The organism is Pseudoalteromonas sp. PAB 2.2 (genome assembly GCF_001938575.1).
Lineage (GTDB): Bacteria > Pseudomonadota > Gammaproteobacteria > Enterobacterales > Alteromonadaceae > Pseudoalteromonas > Pseudoalteromonas lipolytica.
On record NZ_LYPI01000019.1, the window covers coordinates 50,073 to 70,404 of the forward strand.

18 protein-coding genes, 1 pseudogene and 1 riboswitch are annotated in these 20,332 nt (G+C 39.2%); of the genes and pseudogenes, 11 read left to right on the forward strand and 8 right to left on the reverse strand.

The window, feature by feature from the left end; genetic code table 11:
- Window positions 1-85: 85 nt before the first annotated feature.
- The 3 genes from BWD47_RS16570 to BWD47_RS16580 all read right to left on the reverse strand — a co-directional run bounded on the left by BWD47_RS16570 (window position 86) and on the right by BWD47_RS16580 (window position 4,410).
- The gene (locus BWD47_RS16570; RefSeq protein WP_200909090.1) at window positions 86-1,969 is read right to left on the reverse strand and encodes a Dam family site-specific DNA-(adenine-N6)-methyltransferase; all 1,884 of its coding nucleotides are present in this window, start codon (window positions 1,967-1,969) and stop codon (window positions 86-88) included.
- A gap of 140 nt (window positions 1,970-2,109) precedes the next feature.
- Entirely contained in the window at window positions 2,110-3,378 is a 1,269-nt protein-coding gene (locus BWD47_RS16575) for an MAG4270 family putative restriction endonuclease (RefSeq protein WP_054552835.1), read from the reverse strand.
- Between the two features lie 147 nt (window positions 3,379-3,525).
- Complete coding sequence (locus tag BWD47_RS16580; RefSeq protein WP_075594327.1) at window positions 3,526-4,410, reverse strand: GIY-YIG nuclease family protein; 885 nt, start codon at window positions 4,408-4,410, stop codon at window positions 3,526-3,528.
- A 138-nt stretch (window positions 4,411-4,548) separates the two neighbouring features.
- On the opposite strand from BWD47_RS16580, the gene BWD47_RS20335 reads away from it, so the two are divergent.
- The 3 genes from BWD47_RS20335 (at window position 4,549) to BWD47_RS16595 (ending at window position 7,785) form a co-directional block, all read left to right on the forward strand.
- On the forward strand, window positions 4,549-4,935 hold the full coding sequence (locus BWD47_RS20335; protein ID WP_305954744.1) for an AlpA family transcriptional regulator: 387 nt from the start codon (window positions 4,549-4,551) through the stop codon (window positions 4,933-4,935).
- Between the two features lie 483 nt (window positions 4,936-5,418).
- Window positions 5,419-6,387 (forward strand): hypothetical protein, encoded by a 969-nt coding sequence (locus BWD47_RS16590; protein ID WP_143474504.1) that lies wholly within the window; start codon window positions 5,419-5,421, stop codon window positions 6,385-6,387.
- 282 nt (window positions 6,388-6,669) lie between these two features.
- Window positions 6,670-7,785 carry a hypothetical protein gene (locus BWD47_RS16595; RefSeq protein WP_075594329.1) on the forward strand — a complete coding sequence of 372 codons (1,116 nt, stop codon included), beginning with the start codon at window positions 6,670-6,672 and terminating at the stop codon, window positions 7,783-7,785.
- Between the two features lie 127 nt (window positions 7,786-7,912).
- Here the strand turns inward: BWD47_RS16595 and BWD47_RS20285 are convergent.
- Window positions 7,913-8,350: pseudogene (locus BWD47_RS20285) on the reverse strand (site-specific integrase); the annotation flags it as partial.
- A gap of 79 nt (window positions 8,351-8,429) precedes the next feature.
- Between BWD47_RS20285 and BWD47_RS16605 the strand changes: the two are divergent.
- On the forward strand, window positions 8,430-9,155 hold the full coding sequence (locus tag BWD47_RS16605) for a zeta toxin family protein (protein ID WP_075594330.1): 726 nt from the start codon (window positions 8,430-8,432) through the stop codon (window positions 9,153-9,155).
- A 354-nt stretch (window positions 9,156-9,509) separates the two neighbouring features.
- Here BWD47_RS16605 and galE read toward each other — a convergent pair whose 3' ends face one another.
- Window positions 9,510-10,523, reverse strand: a complete 1,014-nt coding sequence (galE, locus tag BWD47_RS16610; protein WP_075594331.1) for a UDP-glucose 4-epimerase GalE — start codon at window positions 10,521-10,523, stop codon at window positions 9,510-9,512.
- Between the two features lie 230 nt (window positions 10,524-10,753).
- Between galE and BWD47_RS16615 the strand changes: the two genes are divergently transcribed.
- On the forward strand, window positions 10,754-11,260 hold the full coding sequence (locus tag BWD47_RS16615) for a DUF3016 domain-containing protein (RefSeq protein WP_075594332.1): 507 nt from the start codon (window positions 10,754-10,756) through the stop codon (window positions 11,258-11,260).
- Window positions 11,261-11,403: 143 nt separating this feature from the next.
- On the opposite strand, the gene BWD47_RS16620 is transcribed toward BWD47_RS16615, so the two are convergent.
- Window positions 11,404-11,694 (reverse strand): prephenate dehydrogenase, encoded by a 291-nt coding sequence (locus BWD47_RS16620; protein WP_065978238.1) that lies wholly within the window; start codon window positions 11,692-11,694, stop codon window positions 11,404-11,406.
- A 72-nt stretch (window positions 11,695-11,766) separates the two neighbouring features.
- On the opposite strand from BWD47_RS16620, the gene BWD47_RS16625 reads away from it, so the two are divergent.
- A complete protein-coding gene (locus BWD47_RS16625; protein ID WP_036971451.1) occupies window positions 11,767-11,979 on the forward strand; it encodes a hypothetical protein in 213 nt (70 codons plus the stop codon).
- A gap of 3 nt (window positions 11,980-11,982) precedes the next feature.
- Here BWD47_RS16625 and epmB read toward each other — a convergent pair whose 3' ends face one another.
- Window positions 11,983-12,996, reverse strand: coding sequence for an EF-P beta-lysylation protein EpmB (epmB, locus tag BWD47_RS16630; protein ID WP_036971447.1), 1,014 nt, complete (start codon window positions 12,994-12,996; stop codon window positions 11,983-11,985).
- A 41-nt stretch (window positions 12,997-13,037) separates the two neighbouring features.
- Here epmB and efp point away from each other — a divergent pair, with 41 nt between their 5' ends.
- Entirely contained in the window at window positions 13,038-13,604 is a 567-nt protein-coding gene (gene efp / locus BWD47_RS16635) for an elongation factor P (protein WP_036971443.1), read from the forward strand.
- A gap of 63 nt (window positions 13,605-13,667) precedes the next feature.
- Window positions 13,668-14,642, forward strand: coding sequence for an elongation factor P--(R)-beta-lysine ligase (epmA, locus tag BWD47_RS16640; RefSeq protein ID WP_036971439.1), 975 nt, complete (start codon window positions 13,668-13,670; stop codon window positions 14,640-14,642).
- A 146-nt stretch (window positions 14,643-14,788) separates the two neighbouring features.
- On the opposite strand, the gene BWD47_RS16645 is transcribed toward epmA, so the two are convergent.
- The gene (locus tag BWD47_RS16645; protein ID WP_075594333.1) at window positions 14,789-16,909 is read right to left on the reverse strand and encodes a TonB-dependent receptor; all 2,121 of its coding nucleotides are present in this window, start codon (window positions 16,907-16,909) and stop codon (window positions 14,789-14,791) included.
- A gap of 150 nt (window positions 16,910-17,059) precedes the next feature.
- Here BWD47_RS16645 and BWD47_RS16650 point away from each other — a divergent pair, with 150 nt between their 5' ends.
- The 3 genes from BWD47_RS16650 (at window position 17,060) to thiC (ending at window position 20,267) form a co-directional block, all read left to right on the forward strand.
- Window positions 17,060-17,449 (forward strand): thioesterase family protein, encoded by a 390-nt coding sequence (locus BWD47_RS16650; protein WP_036971432.1) that lies wholly within the window; start codon window positions 17,060-17,062, stop codon window positions 17,447-17,449.
- A 123-nt stretch (window positions 17,450-17,572) separates the two neighbouring features.
- On the forward strand, window positions 17,573-17,977 hold the full coding sequence (locus BWD47_RS16655; RefSeq protein WP_075594334.1) for an META domain-containing protein: 405 nt from the start codon (window positions 17,573-17,575) through the stop codon (window positions 17,975-17,977).
- Between the two features lie 85 nt (window positions 17,978-18,062).
- Window positions 18,063-18,164: riboswitch (TPP riboswitch) on the forward strand.
- Between the two features lie 150 nt (window positions 18,165-18,314).
- A complete protein-coding gene (gene thiC, locus BWD47_RS16660; RefSeq protein WP_036971427.1) occupies window positions 18,315-20,267 on the forward strand; it encodes a phosphomethylpyrimidine synthase ThiC in 1,953 nt (650 codons plus the stop codon).
- Window positions 20,268-20,332 lie beyond the last annotated feature (65 nt).

Consider the following 20,332-nt stretch of genomic DNA (forward strand, 5'->3'; position numbering starts at 1 on the left):
CAAAAAATTGTAGAGACAAGGCTTAAATACCGATCAAAAATCAACAAAGGCGAAAACGTTGAACTTCATTTAACGAGCGGTTACATCAGTAATTTATTACTAGCACCTCTTTTCTCTTAACTTTCAAATTGCCTTCAATGGTAATTATTTTGTAACTACGGTTATTCAGCCACTCTTTAATTTCATTATTGTGGGAATCACCATGTTCTAAAACGTAAGACAGCATAAACTTAATACCCTTTTCATTTATGCTATCAATAAACTCTATCAATTCTTGCTCTGCGCTCATACACCAGCCCTTAAACCCCCTTTTACCGTCATTATATGAGCCTAATGTTAGACGGTAAGGAGGATCCATATAAACAAAGTCATCCGTATTGAGACTATAAAGAAAATCTTTATAGTGTTGACTTAGGAACTGTATATTTTTTTGCTTAACGACTCTAGAAAAACTAACCAACTTTTCTAAAACCTTGTCATTAAACCACCTCATTCCTACTGGATTATTAAATTCATGTGCACTATTAAATCTTATTTGTTGATTAAAACCATACAGAATTAACGTATATAGTAACTTGGGATCGCGCTTATTAGGAGGAAGTGAGTTATAGTAATCCCTAAATTTCATATAACTTTCCGAGTTTTCAGCTTCCAGCCCGAACTTTTTTATATTCAACTTTACAAATTGAATATACTTATAGGTATCAAAGTCTTTGAACGACTTTATTAACTCTGCCACATAATGATTTAAATCATTGTAAACAATTTCCTTACAACCCAAATTAATTGCAACATTCCCTCCCCCACCGAATGCATCTATAAATTTAGGATAACTCTTTATCTCATTAGGAAGGTTCTCTTTTATTTCTTTTATCATATTGGCTTTACTACCAATATAATTTAGAGGAGAAGAGAACTCTACATCATCCATTTCTTTTTTTTCAATGAAAAACAAATATTCAAAATGATCATTTGTTCTTTTGGTTTTGAAGTTTCTATATTTCTTATAGGCTATTTTTTTACAGATGTAAGTTTCAGGCTTACCGTAACGCTTGAGGCTAGCTTCGATAAAGCTCTTAGACATAATGCCATCAATGCTGTAGCTAAATACTATATACTTGGCTTTTGTTTTGGCTAACACCTCATCAAATAGAATGTGTGCTTTATAGTCTTTTGACCAATCTGACCTCATAGGGCCCGTAGGTCGGGAGCCTGTTATCTTACTCATTGTGGGGTTATCGTTTAGAACCAGCGTCTCTAAAAGATGGTACTGAGTCCCATATTGATTTTGAGTATAAGGAGGGTCAAGATATAGGATGTCACATTCTACTGATTCAATAATTTTTTCAACTTTATCATTGAAAAAAGTTAACTCGGAAGAACTTTCAACTTTGTTACTAAAGAAACTTAACTGTTTATCATTCTTAGTATCTGTATGCCCCTTAACAAACTGGATATTTTTTTTTGCTCGAGAATCCCAATGTTTGAGAAATGCACCGTACACACCAGCAGTATTAGAAACTAGAGAGACAGATTCAATTAGGCAATAAATTAAATAACTGTATTCGTTTTCGTCGATTTCATCTTTATTTTTCCATTCTTCTATGGTGGTTCTAAAGTAATCTATTCTAGCTGCATTATCTTCGCTAAAGTACATTCTTTGAGAACCGCCTGGCGAATAGTTATTGTAAAAAAATCCTTTTATTTTTGTGTTGTTAGTATTAAAAAAAACAAAGGGGTCAAATCCTAATTTACTAAAACTGCAAGACTCAGAAACTAAACGCCCCCGAGTATACTCAACACTCCAAGACAAATTGTCGTTTGCGATAATATTAAAAGCACCTTTCAAGGCGTCAGATACGGCTCCCGTGCCACAAAACGCATCAAAAAGCCTTAAATTTTTGTTTACTAATTTTTTTTTATCTAAAAGATTGTATATCTCAGATACGATTAAATCTTTACTGCCCAAGTACCGCATTAGTGTATTTTCTTGTCATGAAGTTAAAAAACGCTTCATATGATACCTCGTACTTAGCTGCTACTCTACCGTCACAACTAAGTACAAGCAAAAAAAAACCTAAGCCATTGATTTAATTTAACCAAAATCAACTATAGATGTCTATAGAGAGTAAGGTCTACATACTCGTATCGTTTTTGAAGGTAGAACCTAAATTCATCGGTCAATATTTCAGCATCAATTTGTCGTTTTGTGATCGTCGCCCTTAACTCATCAATGATTTTTCTACTAATCATTGTGTTATAAATTATGTAACCATTTTCATCGATGAGTAAGGTGTTACTGTCGAAAGGACGGTGGTGTTCCGTACACAACCACAAACCATTGTGCCCGTCTGAAGCAAAATCCCACAAAACTCTATTGTCATCATTCTCAATAGATAATTGCCGCAGTTTGTGAACATCCCAAACATGGGCAGCTTGAATGTCTCGAGGATCGTCATTATCACAGAATGCGCATATTTCTTGACCACAACGTTTTCTTACATTCACTCTATAACGCGGGGTGCGTAAACTAGGAGGAAACATGATAACAGGGGCACGATGTTCATCCATTCCCTTCTCAAGAGAGTAACATTGGACTCTACCTAAACTACATTGCTCTATATGATTTTGTGCCCAAACAGGAAGCCCTGTGAGCTCTCCCTCTTCAAGCTCTCTGATTCTTATTTCTTTATTTTTTTCAATATTTATTGCTGCGAGTGCTAAGAAAAATGACTCATATTTACTAGCTCCGTATGTTTTCAAAAACAAGTAGAACGCATCTTCATTGGAGTCAAAATAAACATATGATGCGTTATTGTTATTCTTAGACAACCTATTTCTTGCTGCAATTAATTGTTCGATATTTTGAAAACGTCTAGGCTCATTTCTTAGTAACTCTTGCCAGTTTCCACCTATGCCTGCAGCATGAAGAACCGAGTACATGAAGTGATGATACAGAGTGAAAACCTTTCCGTAATTTTCCGGTCTCTCGATAGGCAAAGCATAAAACATGAAACTTTTATTATGTGAACTATCTTCCAAAAAACGTCTGTAAGCTGGGCCTACTTGCTGAAAGTACGAGTTTCTACCATCGTTATAGGGGTTAGCAAATGTAATATAGGTAATTTTTCCCTTATACGCTATGGTTACTATATTACCGACATTGTACTTATAACTGTTACCTCCTACGAAAATTGGCTGATCTTCTTCTAACCAAATTAAGGTATATTCTGATTCACCTGTAGCTAAAGTACACATTTCTACGAGGTCTTGCTGTGATATGAAATCAGGCCAAAAAATTCCGTTTTGCCCTATATTAGCAGCTCTTGACTTCTGACTATGGGGGTGGATTGTTATTATTGGCTTGGTGTGTTCCATCTTGCACCTATACTGAATGTGGTTGTAAAGTATAAGTATGCCTATAAGAAATTTATCTGTAAATACAGAAAGTTAAGGATGTTGATCTGACGCATGTTAGGGGAAGTGTTAGCGGAGTTGGCCTTTTACAAGTAAAAAGGCCAATTTTTAAGAGTTGGTTTCAAGTTCCTTTAAGCTAATACCGTTAGAATCTAACCAGTGATTTCTCCCATTGATTGCATAACCTACAAGAACCGCAGCAGCTTGAGATGGACTAGTAAACAAATAATTTTGAGTGAAGACTAAAGTGTTACCGTTATCAATCACAACACCAGAATCGATAAGCTTTGTTCTCAGCTTTTTATACCCATTTGACAAACTATCTTTGACAGATTTACTGGCGAAGGAGCCTTCTATAACAACTATTCCTTCGTCATTTAAAATGGCCTGAGCTTCTAGCCCTTTTATATTTAAAAATAGTTTAGTTTCACTAGCTGGTTCATCTAGTCTTTCAACTTTATTATCAGCAGAATCTGAAGGTTTATGAATTAATGGCTCGAGTGTTTTATGCCCTAAAACGCCTAGTAATGTTTTAAGGTTTTGAAAATACTCCTTCATTGATGCTTGCTCACTTCTAGGTAAAGAAGGCTGATTTGGTGTATTACCGTTTAAAAGCATCTGTCTATTTGCATCTTTAGCCGCTTTCACTAACTCAGACTCTAAAAACTTTACATGCGATTTCGTCAGGTTTTCATCTTTACTGGTGAAAAAGACTATTTCATTCCAGAAGTCTTTATTAGCTAAGTGGTTAAGAACTCGATCATAGACGTTTTCAGCTTCTCCTATATAAACTGCTGCTTCACCAGATTCATCATCAACGCCATATAAAAAATAACACCCCGGCTTCTTAGATTCTGGCCAGTCATTCAGGCTTTTAACATGCTGCCTTGGACAAGATATCGCTTGTCCTGTCCAATTAACTATCTCTGCGTGCTTAACTCCCGTTACTGAACCGTCATCTAAATAGATTCTAATTGTTCTTCCTAAACTCATATTCTGCCGCTTAATTAACTGATATATGGCAATTAAATTAACACTTTATTGTTCCTCTAAAAAGCAAAACATACTTCTAGTACTTAAGTATGTTTGGTTAGATGGTTTGGGAAAAGCAACCAAATGTAAGGTCAACAAATGAATAAACTTGAGTATGATTTACTAGAAAAGTACCTAGAACAACTATCTTTCAGAACCAATAACGCCATACGTGAACTTCAGCAAGTTCAACGCCATCTCGAGTCATTTCAATCGCAGATATCAAAACGCTCGTTTGTCTCACAAACTATGCCAAAACTTAATTCAAATCAGTCAAATACACACGCTGATAAATTCGAAAATAAAAAACCCAGTGATCTAATTAGAATGAAAGAAGTAGTTCAAATGACAGGATTATCGAAATCTACCTTGTATCGTTTACAACAAATGGAAGAGTTCCCAAAAGCAGTTAAACTAGGATGCAGATCTTTTGCTTGGGTTAGAAGTGATATCAATGATTGGATTAGAGAAAAAATGCAGCAATAGCATGGTACGAGTGAGTGGTAACTTTTGAGGATAACCTCTCTAAAATAACCTTGATTAAGACGTTACCAGTAAATGTGACCACTCAACGATTCACTGGTAACGAAACTCGTAAACTAATGGTCAGAGCCAGTTTCAAAGCTGCATTAACTGAGCGATTACAAACTTGCCAACGGGGCCTCATAATCGTTAGGTCCCCAGTTCAAGTCTGGGAGGGGCCACCATTTTTACAAGCTTCCCAAGTAAACACCTACTAACAGAAATTACCCTGTGCTACCTCTGTGCTACTTTTAGTATAGCGGAAAACATCTCTATATGCTTGATATGATTAATCCCTTACCTTTTACTGAGCTTCACTTCTAAGCGGGAAAGCTTGTTGCTATATGATTGGACATTGTTTTGCTTGATAGTGGTCAACATTCAGGTAAATCATTTTTCCATCAAGTAAATGCTATAATATTCATCGTTCTAAGCAATAGGAAGCGAATGATGGATACTAACGAATACTACTTTCTAAAGAGCTTTTTAAAACCTAAAAGCTTATCGAAAGTGTTGAGAATGAGAGATTGGACTAGTTACTTAGGATGTGATGCAGAGCTCGCTTTAAATAAATTTGAAAAAGAGGGGGTTTTACAGTCAGCTAATACTCAGGAAGTTGTCACAGCGACTTATTCTGCTCCAAAGTTAAAAAGTATTTCTCAAAACCTTAACCTGCCAACTTCTGGTACAAAACCTGTTTTAGTTCGTAGGATTTTGGAAGCAGCACCAAATTATTTTAATGGTAATTCATTAGAACATGATTTTTTGGTTTGTTCCTGTGAGGGAGCGAAACAAATTGAAGCTAAAGAAAAAATCATCAAAAATGAAATGTTTGCTGCAATTGAGGTATCAGTAAATGCAGCTCTAAATAGAAACTTTGAAGATGCTTTTGAGCCAGTTAGGAAACATCAACTGAGTTTACCATTTCCATCAGGCTTAGGAGTTGACTGGTCTAATTTTGGTGGTTCAAGAGAGGTTTTTATAATTAATAATATTCTTGATGATTGGCCACTCATTCTTTCTGAGATACAGCCTGATTTAAAGCCTCTAGTGCGTCAAGGAGCAATTAGTATGTTTCTTTGGGGGTTAAAGTTGGATAATGAATTAAGAAAGAAATTAGCTAGCAATGGAACTCACTTGGACCCTGATGGCGTATGTCGCATGATGTTATTCTTTGCACAAAACAAGTTTCGTATATTTGATGCTAAATTAAAGTCTCAAGAACTTGGTATGCCGTATATCATGAAAACTATGCGGTTCGAAGGGGATTTTTGCTCTGCATGTGAAAAGCATAGAGTTGGGAATTATAGTCTAAGCGAAGTTCCGGAAATTCCGTTAGCTGACTGTCGGTGTAAAGGTGGTTGTACCATATCACTATCTGAGGCTCTTGATATAAACAAAATCACTACAATGTGAAAGACCTCGAAGATGAGTTAATGTGTAGTAGCTCATATTTAATCCGACAGTGCTAGTTGACAGGTTTCTCCTGTATCAAAGCAGATTGCTTTGAGCGAGATATAGACTTTATTAATATGCAAAATGTCAGTCAGATTCATTTATGTACGTAATTAGGGAAAGAAGATATCTCCTACTTTTCCTAATTAATAGAGACAAAACTTTATCTAAACAGTATGTTAAAGCCGTATAAGATCTAATTCGGGCACTACTATAAATTAGTATAAAAAGAAGGAGAAAAAATTGAGTTATTGGCCTATAGCATGGAGGGATGTACATTTCTTAGGTGGTATTCACGCAATTAACTTGCCATCATCTAATAAAGTTAAAATTTACCCAAGCACTACAGATGACAAGACTGCAATAATAACGATTCCAACATATCAGCAATTATACGTAGGCTTAGATCAATTAGGGTTAAATGAGCTAGTTGGTACAGAGTTTTATACTGATATATCTCAAATTGATGGCAGTGCTCCATCTGAGTGGAGAGTTCATACAGCTTACAAATCTAAGTCATGGTCACATATCGAAGCTATTTGGCATTGGTCACATATATCAAATCAAGGATATAAATTAAAAAATGCGTTCTTGTGGGATATAGCTAAACGAATATCGCACCAAATCAGTACATTAAATGAGTCTTTTAAAGTTTTGTCTCGCAGGTATAGAGATCAGCTAATGGGACGATGTATACAAGAAAAAATTGAAATTGGGAGTAAGTTTGAAGATAGGTTTTCAAAAGATATTTATAACTCCTTTCAACACTTTTTATTTGATGCATGCACTTTGAGAGATTATTTATCCGAGTTTATTTTTCACTTCATACTATCTGATGAAGAAAAGTCGGGAGTAAAACATATGAACATGACATCACGTATTTTCAAAAAATATTTCAAAGATAAAAGTCAGCCTACTGCATTCAGAAAAAACTTTAAAAGTGCTTGTGGCAAAAACGGATGGCTAAATATATTAGGATCGTATAGAGATCTGGTTACACATGCATGCCCAATGTCTATGGCTGGTGGTTACTTTTGGATTCGTGTTGAAAGTTTAGAACTGAATGATGGCAAATTACTACCTAAAATTGTTGCGCCGATTCCATTAAACCCTGAAGAAATAAAGCTGGAAAGAAATACACTAGAATCATTTGAGCGATTTGATCAAAAATTAAAGGAGTTTTTTGGTAAATCAAACGATGAAAAACAGTCAGTTGATATTTTAACTTACTCAAAAGCTGTTATGGGTAATTTTTCAAGTTTCATTTGGGAACTGGCGGAAGAAAGTCCATATAAAGGTATAAAGCATACAATTACAGATGATGAGATTGTTGGTAAGATAAAAATAGTAAATAGGTAGTTTATATGCCAAGAGTAGACTAATCATTTAGTAAGGATCAGGTTTTGAAATGTGTATAGTGCATGAAACTGCCGACCGCTGGCACATAATAGCTATTAACTCTAATTTGCAGCAACGTAAATATGGTTTACCTTAAATAAACCTCAGTAATTTGAGCCCTGAAGTGCCCTAGCTCTTGTGATACAGTTTCGAGAGCTATAGCCCTACTTAAACCGAAACTCCTTAGCTCAGCCATTCTCTCTTGTGCGTAGCTATGCCTGAGGCCATGACCGCCATTTGAAAAGAAGAGTGTGCGGCTAGATGCTTTTGAGAATGAGCATGACCATTTATGACCACCACCAATATCATAACGTTGTAAATAGTTAATTTCCCTATCACGAACCGTTATAGGCTGCGCTAAGCGCCTTTGTTCTAGCTGTGTAGCCAGTGCGTTAGGTATTAGTACATTACGGATTAAGGCACCTTTGCCTTTCACTGTGTAAATACGACCTTCTCGACCAAGCCATTTACTGTCTAGCGCTGGGCGGCTATCAGCTTTACGCTCTGATACTCTGGCAATCGTTAAAGCTTATGGGATCTCAGCCTTAATCACTTGCTAATAGGCACTTAAGTGACATAATGAAAAGAGAATCATAAGGCTTTATATGACACCAGAAGAACTAGAGCGGCAGGCAATTACCTACGCTAAAAGTAATAGGACTCGTATAGCTCGCGAGTTAACAGACAAAAGTCAGTTTCCTCCCGATACAAGACCAGTTTCTGTTTTTATGGCAGGTTCGCCTGGTGCTGGAAAAACTGAAACTTCAAAAGCTTTTCTAGAAGAAATTGGTGCTGATAATGTACTCAGACTTGATCCAGATGAGTTTAGAGAACTAATACCTGCTTACACAGGTGATAACTCTTATTTATTTCATCGTGCTGTATCTCTTATTGTTGAGAGAACACTTGATCATGCTTTTAAAAACAAACAGTCATTTTTGTTAGATGGTACCTTGGCAAGTTATGATGTTGCTGAAAAAAATATTGAGCGTTCTATTCGTAAAGGCCGAAAAGTGCTTATTTTGTTTGTATACCAAAAACCAGAATATGCATGGGAATTTGTTGAAGCCAGAGAGAAGTTAGAAGGGCGTAGAATTTTGCCAAATACTTTTATAGATCAATTTTTTGCATCACAAAATGTTATAAAGGAACTTAAATTAAAGTTTGGAAGTCAGATTAAAGTAGATTTATTAGTTAAGAATAATAAGGGTCGAACACGTTTTTATCATGATAACGTTCAGGCAATTGAGCATCATTTAGATGAAATATTCACTAGAGAAGATCTAGCGAGCCTGATAGAATCATCGTCCAGCTCAAAAAACGAGCTTTAGGAGTGCCTATGTTTTCAAATTTAATAAAGCCAAAGCAAGCTCAAAACTCGAAACTTTCAGACTTTGTGCTAAATTCTAGCTCTAGTGAGAAAAAGCGAGTTTATAACCAAGTTATTGAGCGAGCAATTTCCTCTCAAGTACAGGTAGTAAACAAAGCAACTGTAGGCCAAAGGTAATTAATAAAAAGTCCCGCATAGGGACTTTTTTGATTTAGAAAAATATTTTATAAATATCGACTTAACAAAGTAATCTTCAACTCAACTTTCTATTCTTTAGCTTAACTTGCTAACAAACGTTTAATTTCACTCATTTTATCGTCAGGCTTTTTGAACATGTATAATTAAGTTACTTTGCTTATTTATAACCATTAGGGTTGTTGCTTTGCCAGCGCCACGTATCTTGCATCATTTCATCAATGCCACGTTCGGCTCGCCAACCTAATTCGTTAAGCGCTTTCTCTGGCGCTGCGTAACACGCTGCAATGTCACCTGCTCGACGAGGTGAGATTTGATAGGGCACAGCCTGACCACTGGCTTTTTCAAAGGCTGTGACCATTTGCAGCACTGAATAACCATTCCCTGTGCCAAGGTTAAATACATGAGCACCAGTATCGTTTTTAATGCGGTTGAGTGCTTTTAAATGGCCAAGTGCTAAATCGACAACGTGGATGTAATCGCGCACACCTGTGCCATCAACAGTGTCGTAGTCATCACCAAAAACCCCCAGCTTTTCTAACTTACCAACGGCTACTTGTGAAATATAAGGCAGTAAGTTATTTGGAATACCATTCGGGTCTTCGCCAATTAAGCCTGATTCGTGAGCCCCTACAGGGTTAAAGTAACGTAAAATAACAAATGCAAAGCGCTCGTCTGATTTGGCGATATCTTGCAGCATCATCTCTACCATTAATTTAGAGGTGCCATAAGGATTCGTTGTGCCACCAACGGGGAAGTCTTCGCGAATAGGCAAGCTTGCTGGGTCACCATACACTGTAGCAGAGGAGCTAAATACTAACTTGAAAACACCTGCATCGCGCATTGCATCAACGAGTGTTAACGTGCCTTGTACGTTGTTTTGGTAGTACTCAATAGGTTTAATAACCGATTCACCAACCGCTTTTAAGCCTGCAAAGTGAATGACGCTATCGATCGTATGTTCACGGAAAATGTTATCTAGGCAGTCTCTATCAAGAATATCGCCTTCATAAAAAGTAACGTCTTTACCTGTGATTTGCTTAACGCGAGTCAACGACTCATTTGATGAATTGCTTAAGTTATCAAGCACAACAACCTCTGTGCCTTGCTTTAATAACTCTAAAACGGTGTGAGAACCGATGTATCCGGCTCCGCCGGTGACTAAAATGGTCATAAAATTTCCATGAACTAATACCTGTTTGAATTAGTCTTATTTCATCATATTCCGTGCAAAATTTCATAAATAAATTGTTATTTTTGAAAATTAAGCAAAAGCGGGGTAGCTTGTTTTTGGTTACATTTTGCACCATATTGGTAACACGAAAGTGAGGGAGTATTAAGCTATAGTTAATCCTCAACTGCTAGTTTTTAACTATTGGCTCAACCTGTAACGTGGAGAGAAAGATGAATACAGTAAAAAAAATTGCCTTGGCTATGGTTGTTGTTCTACCTGCTTTTGCTCACGCAGGTGAAGCAAAAGTAAAGTGGCATGATTTTAATGACTACAGAGATGTGCGCCCAGGAAATAACTCACCGAAAGGGGCGTTTCATAAAAATGTAGCGAAAAACTTTGAGAAACATTTTAAAAAATTAGCTGAGCAGCTTCCTGAAGGATACACTTTTAATGTTGAGGTAACTGACCTTGATTTAGCGGGAGATGTCCAGTTTGGTGGTATGAATGAACTTCGAATCATTAAACCTATTTATTTTCCGCGTATTGATTTTAATTACTCAGTTACAGATAAAGACGGCAAGGTGGTTAGCGAAGCGAGTGATGTAAAACTCAAAGATATGGGCTTTATGGATCGCATTAAAATGGGCCGTGACGAAGCGTATTATTACGATAAACGTTTAATTACTGATTGGTTTGAAGATGAATTATTACCTTCATTAAATAGTGCACAGTCGTGATGTTTGTAGTTGTGGAACTTGGTTAGCACGTTGTACGCTTTTTTGAACCACTGAGGCACAGAGAAATAGTGTAATCTGTTTTGTCACGTGAAGTGACTTGGTGTCCTCGGTGGTTCAAGTATGTATTTATAACGCGTGTTAATCTACTTAAACGTCGCTAACAGCTGTAATAACTGTTGAAGTTTAATTACGGTTTTTTTCAGCTTTTCTTCATCTAAGCCATCATTACTTAGGCTCTCAACATCGGCTGCAACGTCGAGTACATATGGCTTAAAGCGTTTTGCTTCAAAATCAAAGCCGGCATCTTTTGCAAATAAGGCTTTGAACTTGCCATGCCCTTGCTGCTGTAAGTCATCTAATTTTTTATCAGCATCAAGTGCCTGACGGTAAACGATTTTTAAGTTAGCATTGAGCTGTTCAATGATTGAATCCATTTTTTTCCTAAAGCTTTAGACTGCAATGCCGATATAGTACGTGGATTGTAATAAAAAGTCAGGTAGTGAACTATGAATATATCAGGATCAAGTTTACCGGCGATGAGTGGCGGCGGCGAAGGCGCTGAAGTTTACAGCGCATCACTTGCTAAAAAACAGCAAAAAGCTGATGGTGCTGCGGCACTTGCACTTATCGAAGGCGCAGCGATGAATACAAGCGCTGCACAGACACCCGCTAAATCGGTGACTGCGACACTCGGTAATAACGTAAACGTTTACGTTTAAGCGTTAAACTAGGTTGAGATCGATAGGCGTTTTACTTTTCTCGCCGCCGATCTCACGAACTAGTTTGGGTACTAAAAACCCTGGCAATGCTTCGAGCATGTGTGCCACTATTTCGCGTGCGCGCTGCTCAGTAATATCAAAATGGCTCGCACCTTCTACTTTATCAAGTAAATGTAGGTAGTAGGGTAAGATATCAGCCTCGAACAATGCTTCACTCAAGGCTATTTGAGCATGGCTCGAGTCGTTAACATCCTTTAATAATACAGCTTGGTTTAATAACGTGACGTTAGCGGCTTTTAATTTTTGCATCGCAGCTTTAAAGTCAGCATCAATTTCGTTCGCGTGATTAATGTGATTCACTAACACCACTTTTAAAGGCGAACTTGCAAATCGTGCGCACAGCTCATCGGTAATTCTTGCTGGGATCACCACTGGCAAACGACTATGAATACGCAAACGTTTTATTTGTGGTAATTGTTCAAGTTCATCCATAAACCAGTTAACAGCATCATCTTTGGCCATTAATGGGTCGCCACCACTTAAAATGACCTCATTGATATTTTTATCGGCTTTTATGTAGGCTAAAGCGTCAATTAAGCTGCGTTTATTTAATTGGTTTTCTTGATACGGAAAATGGCGTCTAAAACAATAGCGGCAATTCACGGCACAGCCGGTTTTAAACATGACCAAAACACGAGAGCGGTACTTATGTAATAACCCCGGTTGGTTATTATCTTGCTCTTTTAACGGGTCTTTATCGTAGCCTGTTTGCGCTAAAAATTCTTGGTGACGTGGCATCACTTGTAGCAAAAGTGGATCGTTTATATCACCAAAACGCATTTTTTTGATAAAAGGCAGAGGCACACGTACAGGAAAAAGACTACGAGCTTGGAGGTCTTTTTCGTCTACTACACTTGATAAACCTAGCATTTCTAGCAAACGTTCAGGGCAGGTGACAACATTTGCTAATTCTTTTTGCCAGTTTTTATGCAAATTTACTTCATTTCTTTGTATCATTGACACGTAGATTACTCGAAATTATTTAGACAGAGGAAACGATGGCGAATTATAGCACCAATGAGTTCAAGGGCGGCCTAAAAATTATGTTAGACGGCGAGCCTTGTAGCATCCTAGAAAATGAAATGGTAAAGCCAGGTAAAGGTCAGGCGTTTAACCGTGTTCGTATTCGTAAACTTATCACAGGTAAAGTACTAGAAAAAACATTTAAGTCGGGTGAAACGGTAGAAGGTGCTGACGTAATGGATACCGATCTAGCGTATCTATACACTGACGGTGAATTCTGGCATTTCATGAACAACGAAACATTTGAGCAAATCGCTGCTGACGAAAAAGCACTAGGCGACAATGCTAAATGGTTAGTTGAAAACGATGTATGTACTATCACGCTTTGGAACGGTAACCCAATTGCTGTTACTCCACCGAACTTTGTTGAACTAGAAATCACAGAAACGGATCCAGGTCTTAAAGGTGACACAGCCGGTACGGGCGGTAAACCAGCAACATTAAGCACGGGTGCGGTTGTACGCGTTCCTCTATTTGTACAAATTGGCGAAGTGATCAAAGTTGATACTCGCAGCGGTGAGTACGTAAGCCGCGTTAAGTAATAGGCTTTAAAAAGTTTAATTGATAAAATCCCAGCTTCTGCTGGGATTTTTTTTGGAGACTGTATGTCCACTGCTGTTTGGCAACCAAGCGCTGATATTGCTACTTTACGCGAGCGAGCTGCGATCATTCGCCGTATTCGCGAATTTTTCTATGAGCGTGAGGTGATGGAAGTTGAAACACCGACTCTTAGTGCGGCCAGTGTTACCGATGTACACCTAGCCAGTTTTAGTACCGAGTTTGTGGGCCCAGGTCATGCAGGTGGTTTGCCGTTATATTTACAAACCTCGCCTGAGTTTGCGATGAAACGATTATTGGCGGCAGGATCGGGTGCTATCTTTCAATTGTGTAAAGCGTATCGCAACGAAGAAGCGGGTAGTCATCATAACCCTGAATTTACCATGCTTGAATGGTATCGCCCAGGTTTCGACGAATTTGCGCTTATGGATGAAATGGACGAGCTTATGCAGCTTGTACTGGGTGTTGACGCGGCTGAGCGTTTAACTTACCAACATGCGTTTATAAATGCATTAGGTATAGATCCATTAACTGCTGACATGAGTACGTTACAGCACGTAGCAAGCGAACAAGGGTTTGCTGATATTGCCGCGCATGAAACGCATCGCGATACGTTGTTGCAGCTGTTATTTTGCATGAAGGTTGAGCCAACTATCGGCCAAGAAAAGCCATGTTTTGTTTACCATTTTCCAGCTTCGCAAGCGGCACTTGCGCAAATTTGTCAGCATGACAATCGCGTTGCTGGGCGTTTTGAGCTGTATTTCAAAAATATGGAGTTGGCTAACGGTTTCAATGAACTTACCGATGGAAAAGAGCAAGCCGCGCGTTTTAATGAAGATAATCAATATCGCCAAGCAAATGGTTTAAAACAGGTACCGATGGATACGCGCTTGATTGCAGCGCTTGAGCATGGCTTACCACAATGTGCAGGTGTGGCGCTGGGGGTTGACCGTTTAATTATGCTTGCAACGAACAAGCAAAAGATTAAAGACGTGATCACCTTTGATGTGGAACGAGCTTAAATGCAGGAACCTTTAACTCACACCGAATAATTCATTGAGTCGTGATATTCGCGGTTGAACCCCTTGTTACATGATTATGTAGAAGCAGATTCATCCGCGAAAATCAGGTGATAATAAGCGCTGGTTAAAACCAGCGCCTTCACGACTTACAGTTCGTAAATAAATGTCACACCGGCCACCATCGGTTCACCCAATTGTGTGTATGTGTGAGTGGTGTAACCATCCAGTGGGTCGTTACCAAACTCAAAACCACGGGTTGGTACATCTTCATCAAATAAGTTTCGTGCCCAGGCATTGATGCTCCAGTTTTCACTTTCATAACCTAACGATGCGTTCACTAAGTTAGAGCTCGGTGCTTTTGAGTTATGGCTATCTGAGAAGTAATAATCATCTTTGCCTTCAACACCAATCGATGCATAAAGTGCAGGGGTAAAGTTATAGCGTGCCGTAAATGCATATTGATACTTCGGTGCTTGTGCTTGGTCGCGGCCATCTTGATCAATTGGCTCTTGCCATAAACTCGGACGAGCAACGTAATCATTTATTTCAGAGTGCAGGTAACCGGCGCTACCAGAGATAAATAAATTATCTGTTAGCTGATAACTACCTTCAATTTCCAGACCATAGTTTTCACCTGAGCCTGCATTATCAAAGAAACCTGTAAAGTTTTGCCCCTCGACTTGCCATGATTTCAACTGCATATCTTCACGGTACATGTAAAATGCTGCCAAGCGCAGGACGAATTTATCGTCAAGTGAGCTGCCTTTTACACCAAACTCACCACTCCAAAGGTATTCAGGGGCGAATGAGGTGTGGTTAGCAAAAAAGTCAGCGTCAAGATTTAAGCCTTCATCTTTCGCTTTTGCTAACGCCTCAGAGTTAATGCCGCCAGCTTTGTAGCCACGAGTAATACTGGTGTAAATCATGGTGCGGTCAATGACTTGATATTCAAGAGCAAGCTTACCACCGATCATTACATCGTCGGTGCTTTCTATGAAACCATTACTATCGGTGTAATCTCCTTGATATTGTTCAATACGTAAGCCTGTAACTAACGTCGTTTTATTATTTATAGGAGTAGATAATTGCCCATATGCAGCAATATTGTTTACATCATAAGTTGAGTTAAATAGTTCGTATTCAGAAAACTTTCTTCGGTGTCTGTTTAGCTCTACGTTGCGGTCTTGATAATAAATTCCAGCGACCCAATCTCCTGCTTTACCATTAAACTGTAGCTCTCCAGATTTATCTTTTCGATCACGATAGTAGGCATCAAAATAGCTATATCCATCAGGGTGTAACCCAGCTGCACACAATTGTGGCTGTGTTTCATCGTTACAAACCCAGTCTTCGTCATAGCTGTATAACAGTTCGCTGTCGATGCCAGATACGTTCAGACTGACATCAAACCAATCAAAACCGGTATAAATATTTGCAAGACCCACCGCAATGCTTTCTTGATTATCTTCACCAGGCTCATCGGCTACACTGTAGCGGCTGTTATCAAGGGTGAAAGCATCATAGCCATTATTAATATCGATATAATGCACACTTAGCTCTGTGCGTAAGTTATTTGTAAGTTGGCTGTGCAGTTTAAAGCGAGAAACAAGTTCATCTTGCTGTTGCGTATCTTTATTTAAATATATATTTTCAACATAGCCATCAGACTCGCGTTGATAAAGACTTGCGCGTACGCTTGTATCGTCAGTAATACCTGTACCTGCTGCAATGCCTGCTTCGTAGCTATTATAATTACCTGCACCGAGTTGCACTTTTACACTCGGATTGAGCGTTGGCGCAGCTGATTCCATTTGAATCATGCCTGCTAAAGCATCTGCACCAAAACGTGTCCCCTGTGGGCCACGGTATATTTCGACTTGGTCTATATCAAATAACAGTGAGCTACCCCCTAGGCCAGAGTAGTTTATGCCGTCAATCACTAAGCCAACAGATGGATTAATGGGATCAACAAATTGTGAGCGTAAACCCACACCACGAATTTGCACAAAACGACCGCGTGATGCACCCGAAGTAAAGTTTACATTGGCTGCACTGGCTAGCATTTCATCTAAAAATTTCGCTCCACGCTGATTAATTTCATGGTCTGAAAAAAGGCTTGCGCTGGCACTTAACGTTTGAATACTTTCTTTTTTGAAATCGCCCGTAACTAAAATAGTTTCAAGCTCTGTGTCTTCAGCGTAAGCAATCGATGAAGCTGCAAATAATGGCAAAATAGCAGCTGATAATAATGATAAACGTCGTTTCATGCGGTTCTTAACTCCATTTTAGGGACTGCTATTCTAGCAAGCCTACTGGCCAAATGAGTATTTATACCTAAAAAAGTGAATCTTTAGCTTGTTTAGGTATTTATGATATAAACGCAGGCAATTATACGTAAATTGATTAGGAATACGACTATGACCTTTAAAGTTGACTTTAAAGTGCGAGACTATGAGTGCGATCTGCAAGGAATTGTTAATAACAGTGTTTACTTTAATTATTTAGAGCATGCCCGCCATGAGTTCCTACATGCTAAAGGGGTCGACTTTGCAAAGCTTGCGCGAGAAAAAATTAACCTGGTGGTGCTTCGCAGTGAAATGGATTACAAAGCATCTTTAGTGCCGGGCGATGAATTTTATGTGGCCGTTGAGCCGCAGAGAGTGAGTCGTTTAAAGTTTGCTTTTAAGCAGACCGTTTACCGTAAACATGATGATAAAGTGATGCTAAGCGCTTTAGTAATAGGCACCTCTGTTAATGAAAAAGGGCGTCCTTTTTTACCAGAAGAAGTCGATAACTTATTTAAATAACACCCGTTGTTCTATTAAGAGCTAGCTTAGAACATTTTTTTACAGATAAAACATGTTTTTTTAACGATCAAAGTCGTTAAATGTTGTTATTATTATCGCATTGAAATTTTGGTCGTAAAAAATATGAAGTTAGTAGCCTTGCCTATTCTTTTTGTACTATTTTGCATGGGCTGCTCATCGACAGGGAAGGTCACCAGTGAGCAATTAAAATATACACAGTGGCAATTATCAAAAGTTAACGGGTTAGCCATTAGCGTATCGCAAAAAGCGTCAATGCGTTTTATTGAAGCGATGCAAGTTAATGGGTTTGCTGGTTGTAACAAGTTTTTTGGTGAAGGTCAGCTTGTTGAAGATACCTTAACAGTGAAAAAGCTAGGTATGACACGTAAATCGTGCGGTGATCAACTTGATGAACTTGAAAAGAAACTGCTGTCGACGCTAAAACAAGGCGCGGTCATTTCGCTAAATGGCGAGCAGCTTACTTTGCAAGGGGCGCACCATTTTACTTTCATTAATACGGCTCCCTAATAAGGCGAATTAGTATTAAAACTAAAGCGCTTGCAGCGAATTTTTAACTAACGTACACTGATTACGTTTTTATAAAACAACGAATTTATACTTGTCGGAGTGCCTTTAATAAGGCTGAGATCGCGAAAGCGGGATCCGTGAACCTGATCAGGCTAACACCTGCGTAGGGAACAAGCTGCCTCATAGGGCGCTTGTGCGCCAAAAAATGGGGCATAAGTTGCTAAGCTTAGGCTGCAATTGTAAGTGAAATAACTTACTAACGATCCAATGGCGTTTGCCACTCTCTATTGCACCTGCAATATCTGACAAGACAATCCTTAAAGCAATGAGGTAAGTCATGTCAAACACTACAACTAAACCGTCTCGCCGCGAAATTCGTGCGGCTGCATCTGATTATATTTATAACTTAACAGGGCAACCTTTCCCTAATTCGCACAAAGTATATGTTGAAGGCACGCAAGAAAACGTGCGTGTCGGAATGCGCGAAATAACCCTCAGTGATACCTTTATAGGTGGAACCGAAGAAAACCCCGTGTTCGAGCCGAATGCGCCAATTCGTGTGTATGATACATCGGGTCCATATACCGATCCTGATTTTAAACTCGACGTGCGCAAAGGGCTAGAAAAGTACCGCGAACAGTGGATAGAAAAACGTGGTGACACGGAAATTCTTGATTCAGTTACCTCGCAGTTTTCGCAGCAACGAATGGCTGACGAAGGTTTAGACCATATTCGCTTTGAGCACCTCCCAAAAATACGCCGTGCGAAAGCAGGTAAAAATGTGACGCAAATGCATTATGCACGCCAAGGCATTGTAACGCCTGAAATGGAATACGTGGCTATTCGTGAAAATATGGGCCGTGCAAAAATTCGTGAAGAGCTCCTTGCTGCACAGCATAAGGGAGAGTCATTCGGAGCCAGTATCCCCGATTTTATAACCCCTGAATTTGTGCGCGATGAAATTGCCCGTGGCAGAGCCGTGTTACCTAACAATATTAACCACCCTGAAACCGAACCAATGATCATTGGCCGTAATTTCCTTGTAAAAGTGAACGCGAATATTGGTAATTCATCGGTCACTTCGTCTATTGAAGAAGAGGTCGAAAAAATGGTTTGGTCGACTCGTTGGGGCGCAGATACGGTGATGGACTTATCAACGGGTCGTTATATTCATGAAACCCGTGAATGGGTCGTACGTAATTCACCCGTGCCAATTGGTACCGTACCAATCTATCAAGCACTTGAAAAAGTAAATGGGGTTGCCGAAGACCTCACTTGGGAGATTTTCCGCGATACTTTGATTGAACAAGCGGAGCAAGGTGTCGACTATTTTACTATCCATGCTGGTGTGTTACTTCGTTATGTGCCAATGACTGCAAAGCGTGTCACGGGTATTGTATCGCGCGGCGGCTCAATCATGGCAAAGTGGTGTTTAGCACATCACAAAGAAAACTTCTTATACACGCACTTTGAAGAAATTTGTGAAATTTTAAAACAATATGATGTGTGTTTTTCATTGGGCGATGGTTTGCGTCCAGGTTCAATTGCCGATGCCAACGACGAAGCACAGTTTAGCGAATTACGTACACTAGGTGAGCTGACTAAGCTTGCATGGAAGCATGATGTACAAGTGTTTATTGAAGGCCCAGGTCATGTGCCAATGCATATGATTAAAGAAAACATGGAAGAGCAACTAAAGCATTGTGAAGAAGCACCTTTTTATACGCTTGGCCCATTAACGACTGATATTGCACCGGGTTACGACCATTTCACCTCGGGTATTGGGGCTGCACAAATTGCGTGGTATGGCTGTGCCATGTTGTGTTATGTCACCCCTAAAGAGCACTTAGGCTTACCGAATAAAGAAGATGTAAAGGAAGGTCTCATCACCTACAAAATTGCCGCACACGCAGCCGATTTAGCCAAAGGTCATCCAGGGGCACAAGAGCGTGATAACGCGTTATCGAAGGCGCGCTTCGAGTTCCGTTGGCACGACCAATTTAACCTAGGTTTAGACCCTGAACGTGCCCGTGAGTATCATGATGAAACTCTGCCACAAGAGTCTGGCAAAATAGCCCATTTTTGCTCTATGTGCGGTCCTAAATTCTGCTCGATGAAAATAACCCAAGAAGTACGTGATTACGCGAAAGATCTAGAAGCGCGAGGTATCGACCCTAACAATGTAGGCGATGCTATCGAAATTAAGATGGTCGATGTTGAAGCAGAGATGAAAGCGAAATCCGACGAGTTCAAAAAAACGGGTTCTGAAATTTATCATAAAGCAATTTAACCAAGGAGCTAGGTGCTAGAAAACGAGGCGCTAGAATGATTATCTCGCGCGAATTATCTAGCACC

Coding starts and splice junctions, on each gene's coding strand:
- BWD47_RS16575 (WP_054552835.1), bottom strand. CDS start 3,378: ATGGAACACACCAAGCCAATAATAACAATCCACCCCCATAGTCAGAAG.
- BWD47_RS16580 (WP_075594327.1), bottom strand. CDS start 4,410: ATGAGTTTAGGAAGAACAATTAGAATCTATTTAGATGACGGTTCAGTA.
- BWD47_RS20335 (WP_305954744.1), top strand. CDS start 4,549: ATGAATAAACTTGAGTATGATTTACTAGAAAAGTACCTAGAACAACTA.
- BWD47_RS16590 (WP_143474504.1), top strand. CDS start 5,419: ATGATGGATACTAACGAATACTACTTTCTAAAGAGCTTTTTAAAACCT.
- BWD47_RS16605 (WP_075594330.1), top strand. CDS start 8,430: ATGACACCAGAAGAACTAGAGCGGCAGGCAATTACCTACGCTAAAAGT.
- galE (WP_075594331.1), bottom strand. CDS start 10,523: ATGACCATTTTAGTCACCGGCGGAGCCGGATACATCGGTTCTCACACC.
- BWD47_RS16615 (WP_075594332.1), top strand. CDS start 10,754: ATGAATACAGTAAAAAAAATTGCCTTGGCTATGGTTGTTGTTCTACCT.
- BWD47_RS16620 (WP_065978238.1), bottom strand. CDS start 11,694: ATGGATTCAATCATTGAACAGCTCAATGCTAACTTAAAAATCGTTTAC.
- BWD47_RS16625 (WP_036971451.1), top strand. CDS start 11,767: ATGAATATATCAGGATCAAGTTTACCGGCGATGAGTGGCGGCGGCGAA.
- epmB (WP_036971447.1), bottom strand. CDS start 12,996: ATGATACAAAGAAATGAAGTAAATTTGCATAAAAACTGGCAAAAAGAA.
- efp (WP_036971443.1), top strand. CDS start 13,038: ATGGCGAATTATAGCACCAATGAGTTCAAGGGCGGCCTAAAAATTATG.
- epmA (WP_036971439.1), top strand. CDS start 13,668: ATGTCCACTGCTGTTTGGCAACCAAGCGCTGATATTGCTACTTTACGC.
- BWD47_RS16645 (WP_075594333.1), bottom strand. CDS start 16,909: ATGAAACGACGTTTATCATTATTATCAGCTGCTATTTTGCCATTATTT.
- BWD47_RS16650 (WP_036971432.1), top strand. CDS start 17,060: ATGACCTTTAAAGTTGACTTTAAAGTGCGAGACTATGAGTGCGATCTG.
- BWD47_RS16655 (WP_075594334.1), top strand. CDS start 17,573: ATGAAGTTAGTAGCCTTGCCTATTCTTTTTGTACTATTTTGCATGGGC.
- thiC (WP_036971427.1), top strand. CDS start 18,315: ATGTCAAACACTACAACTAAACCGTCTCGCCGCGAAATTCGTGCGGCT.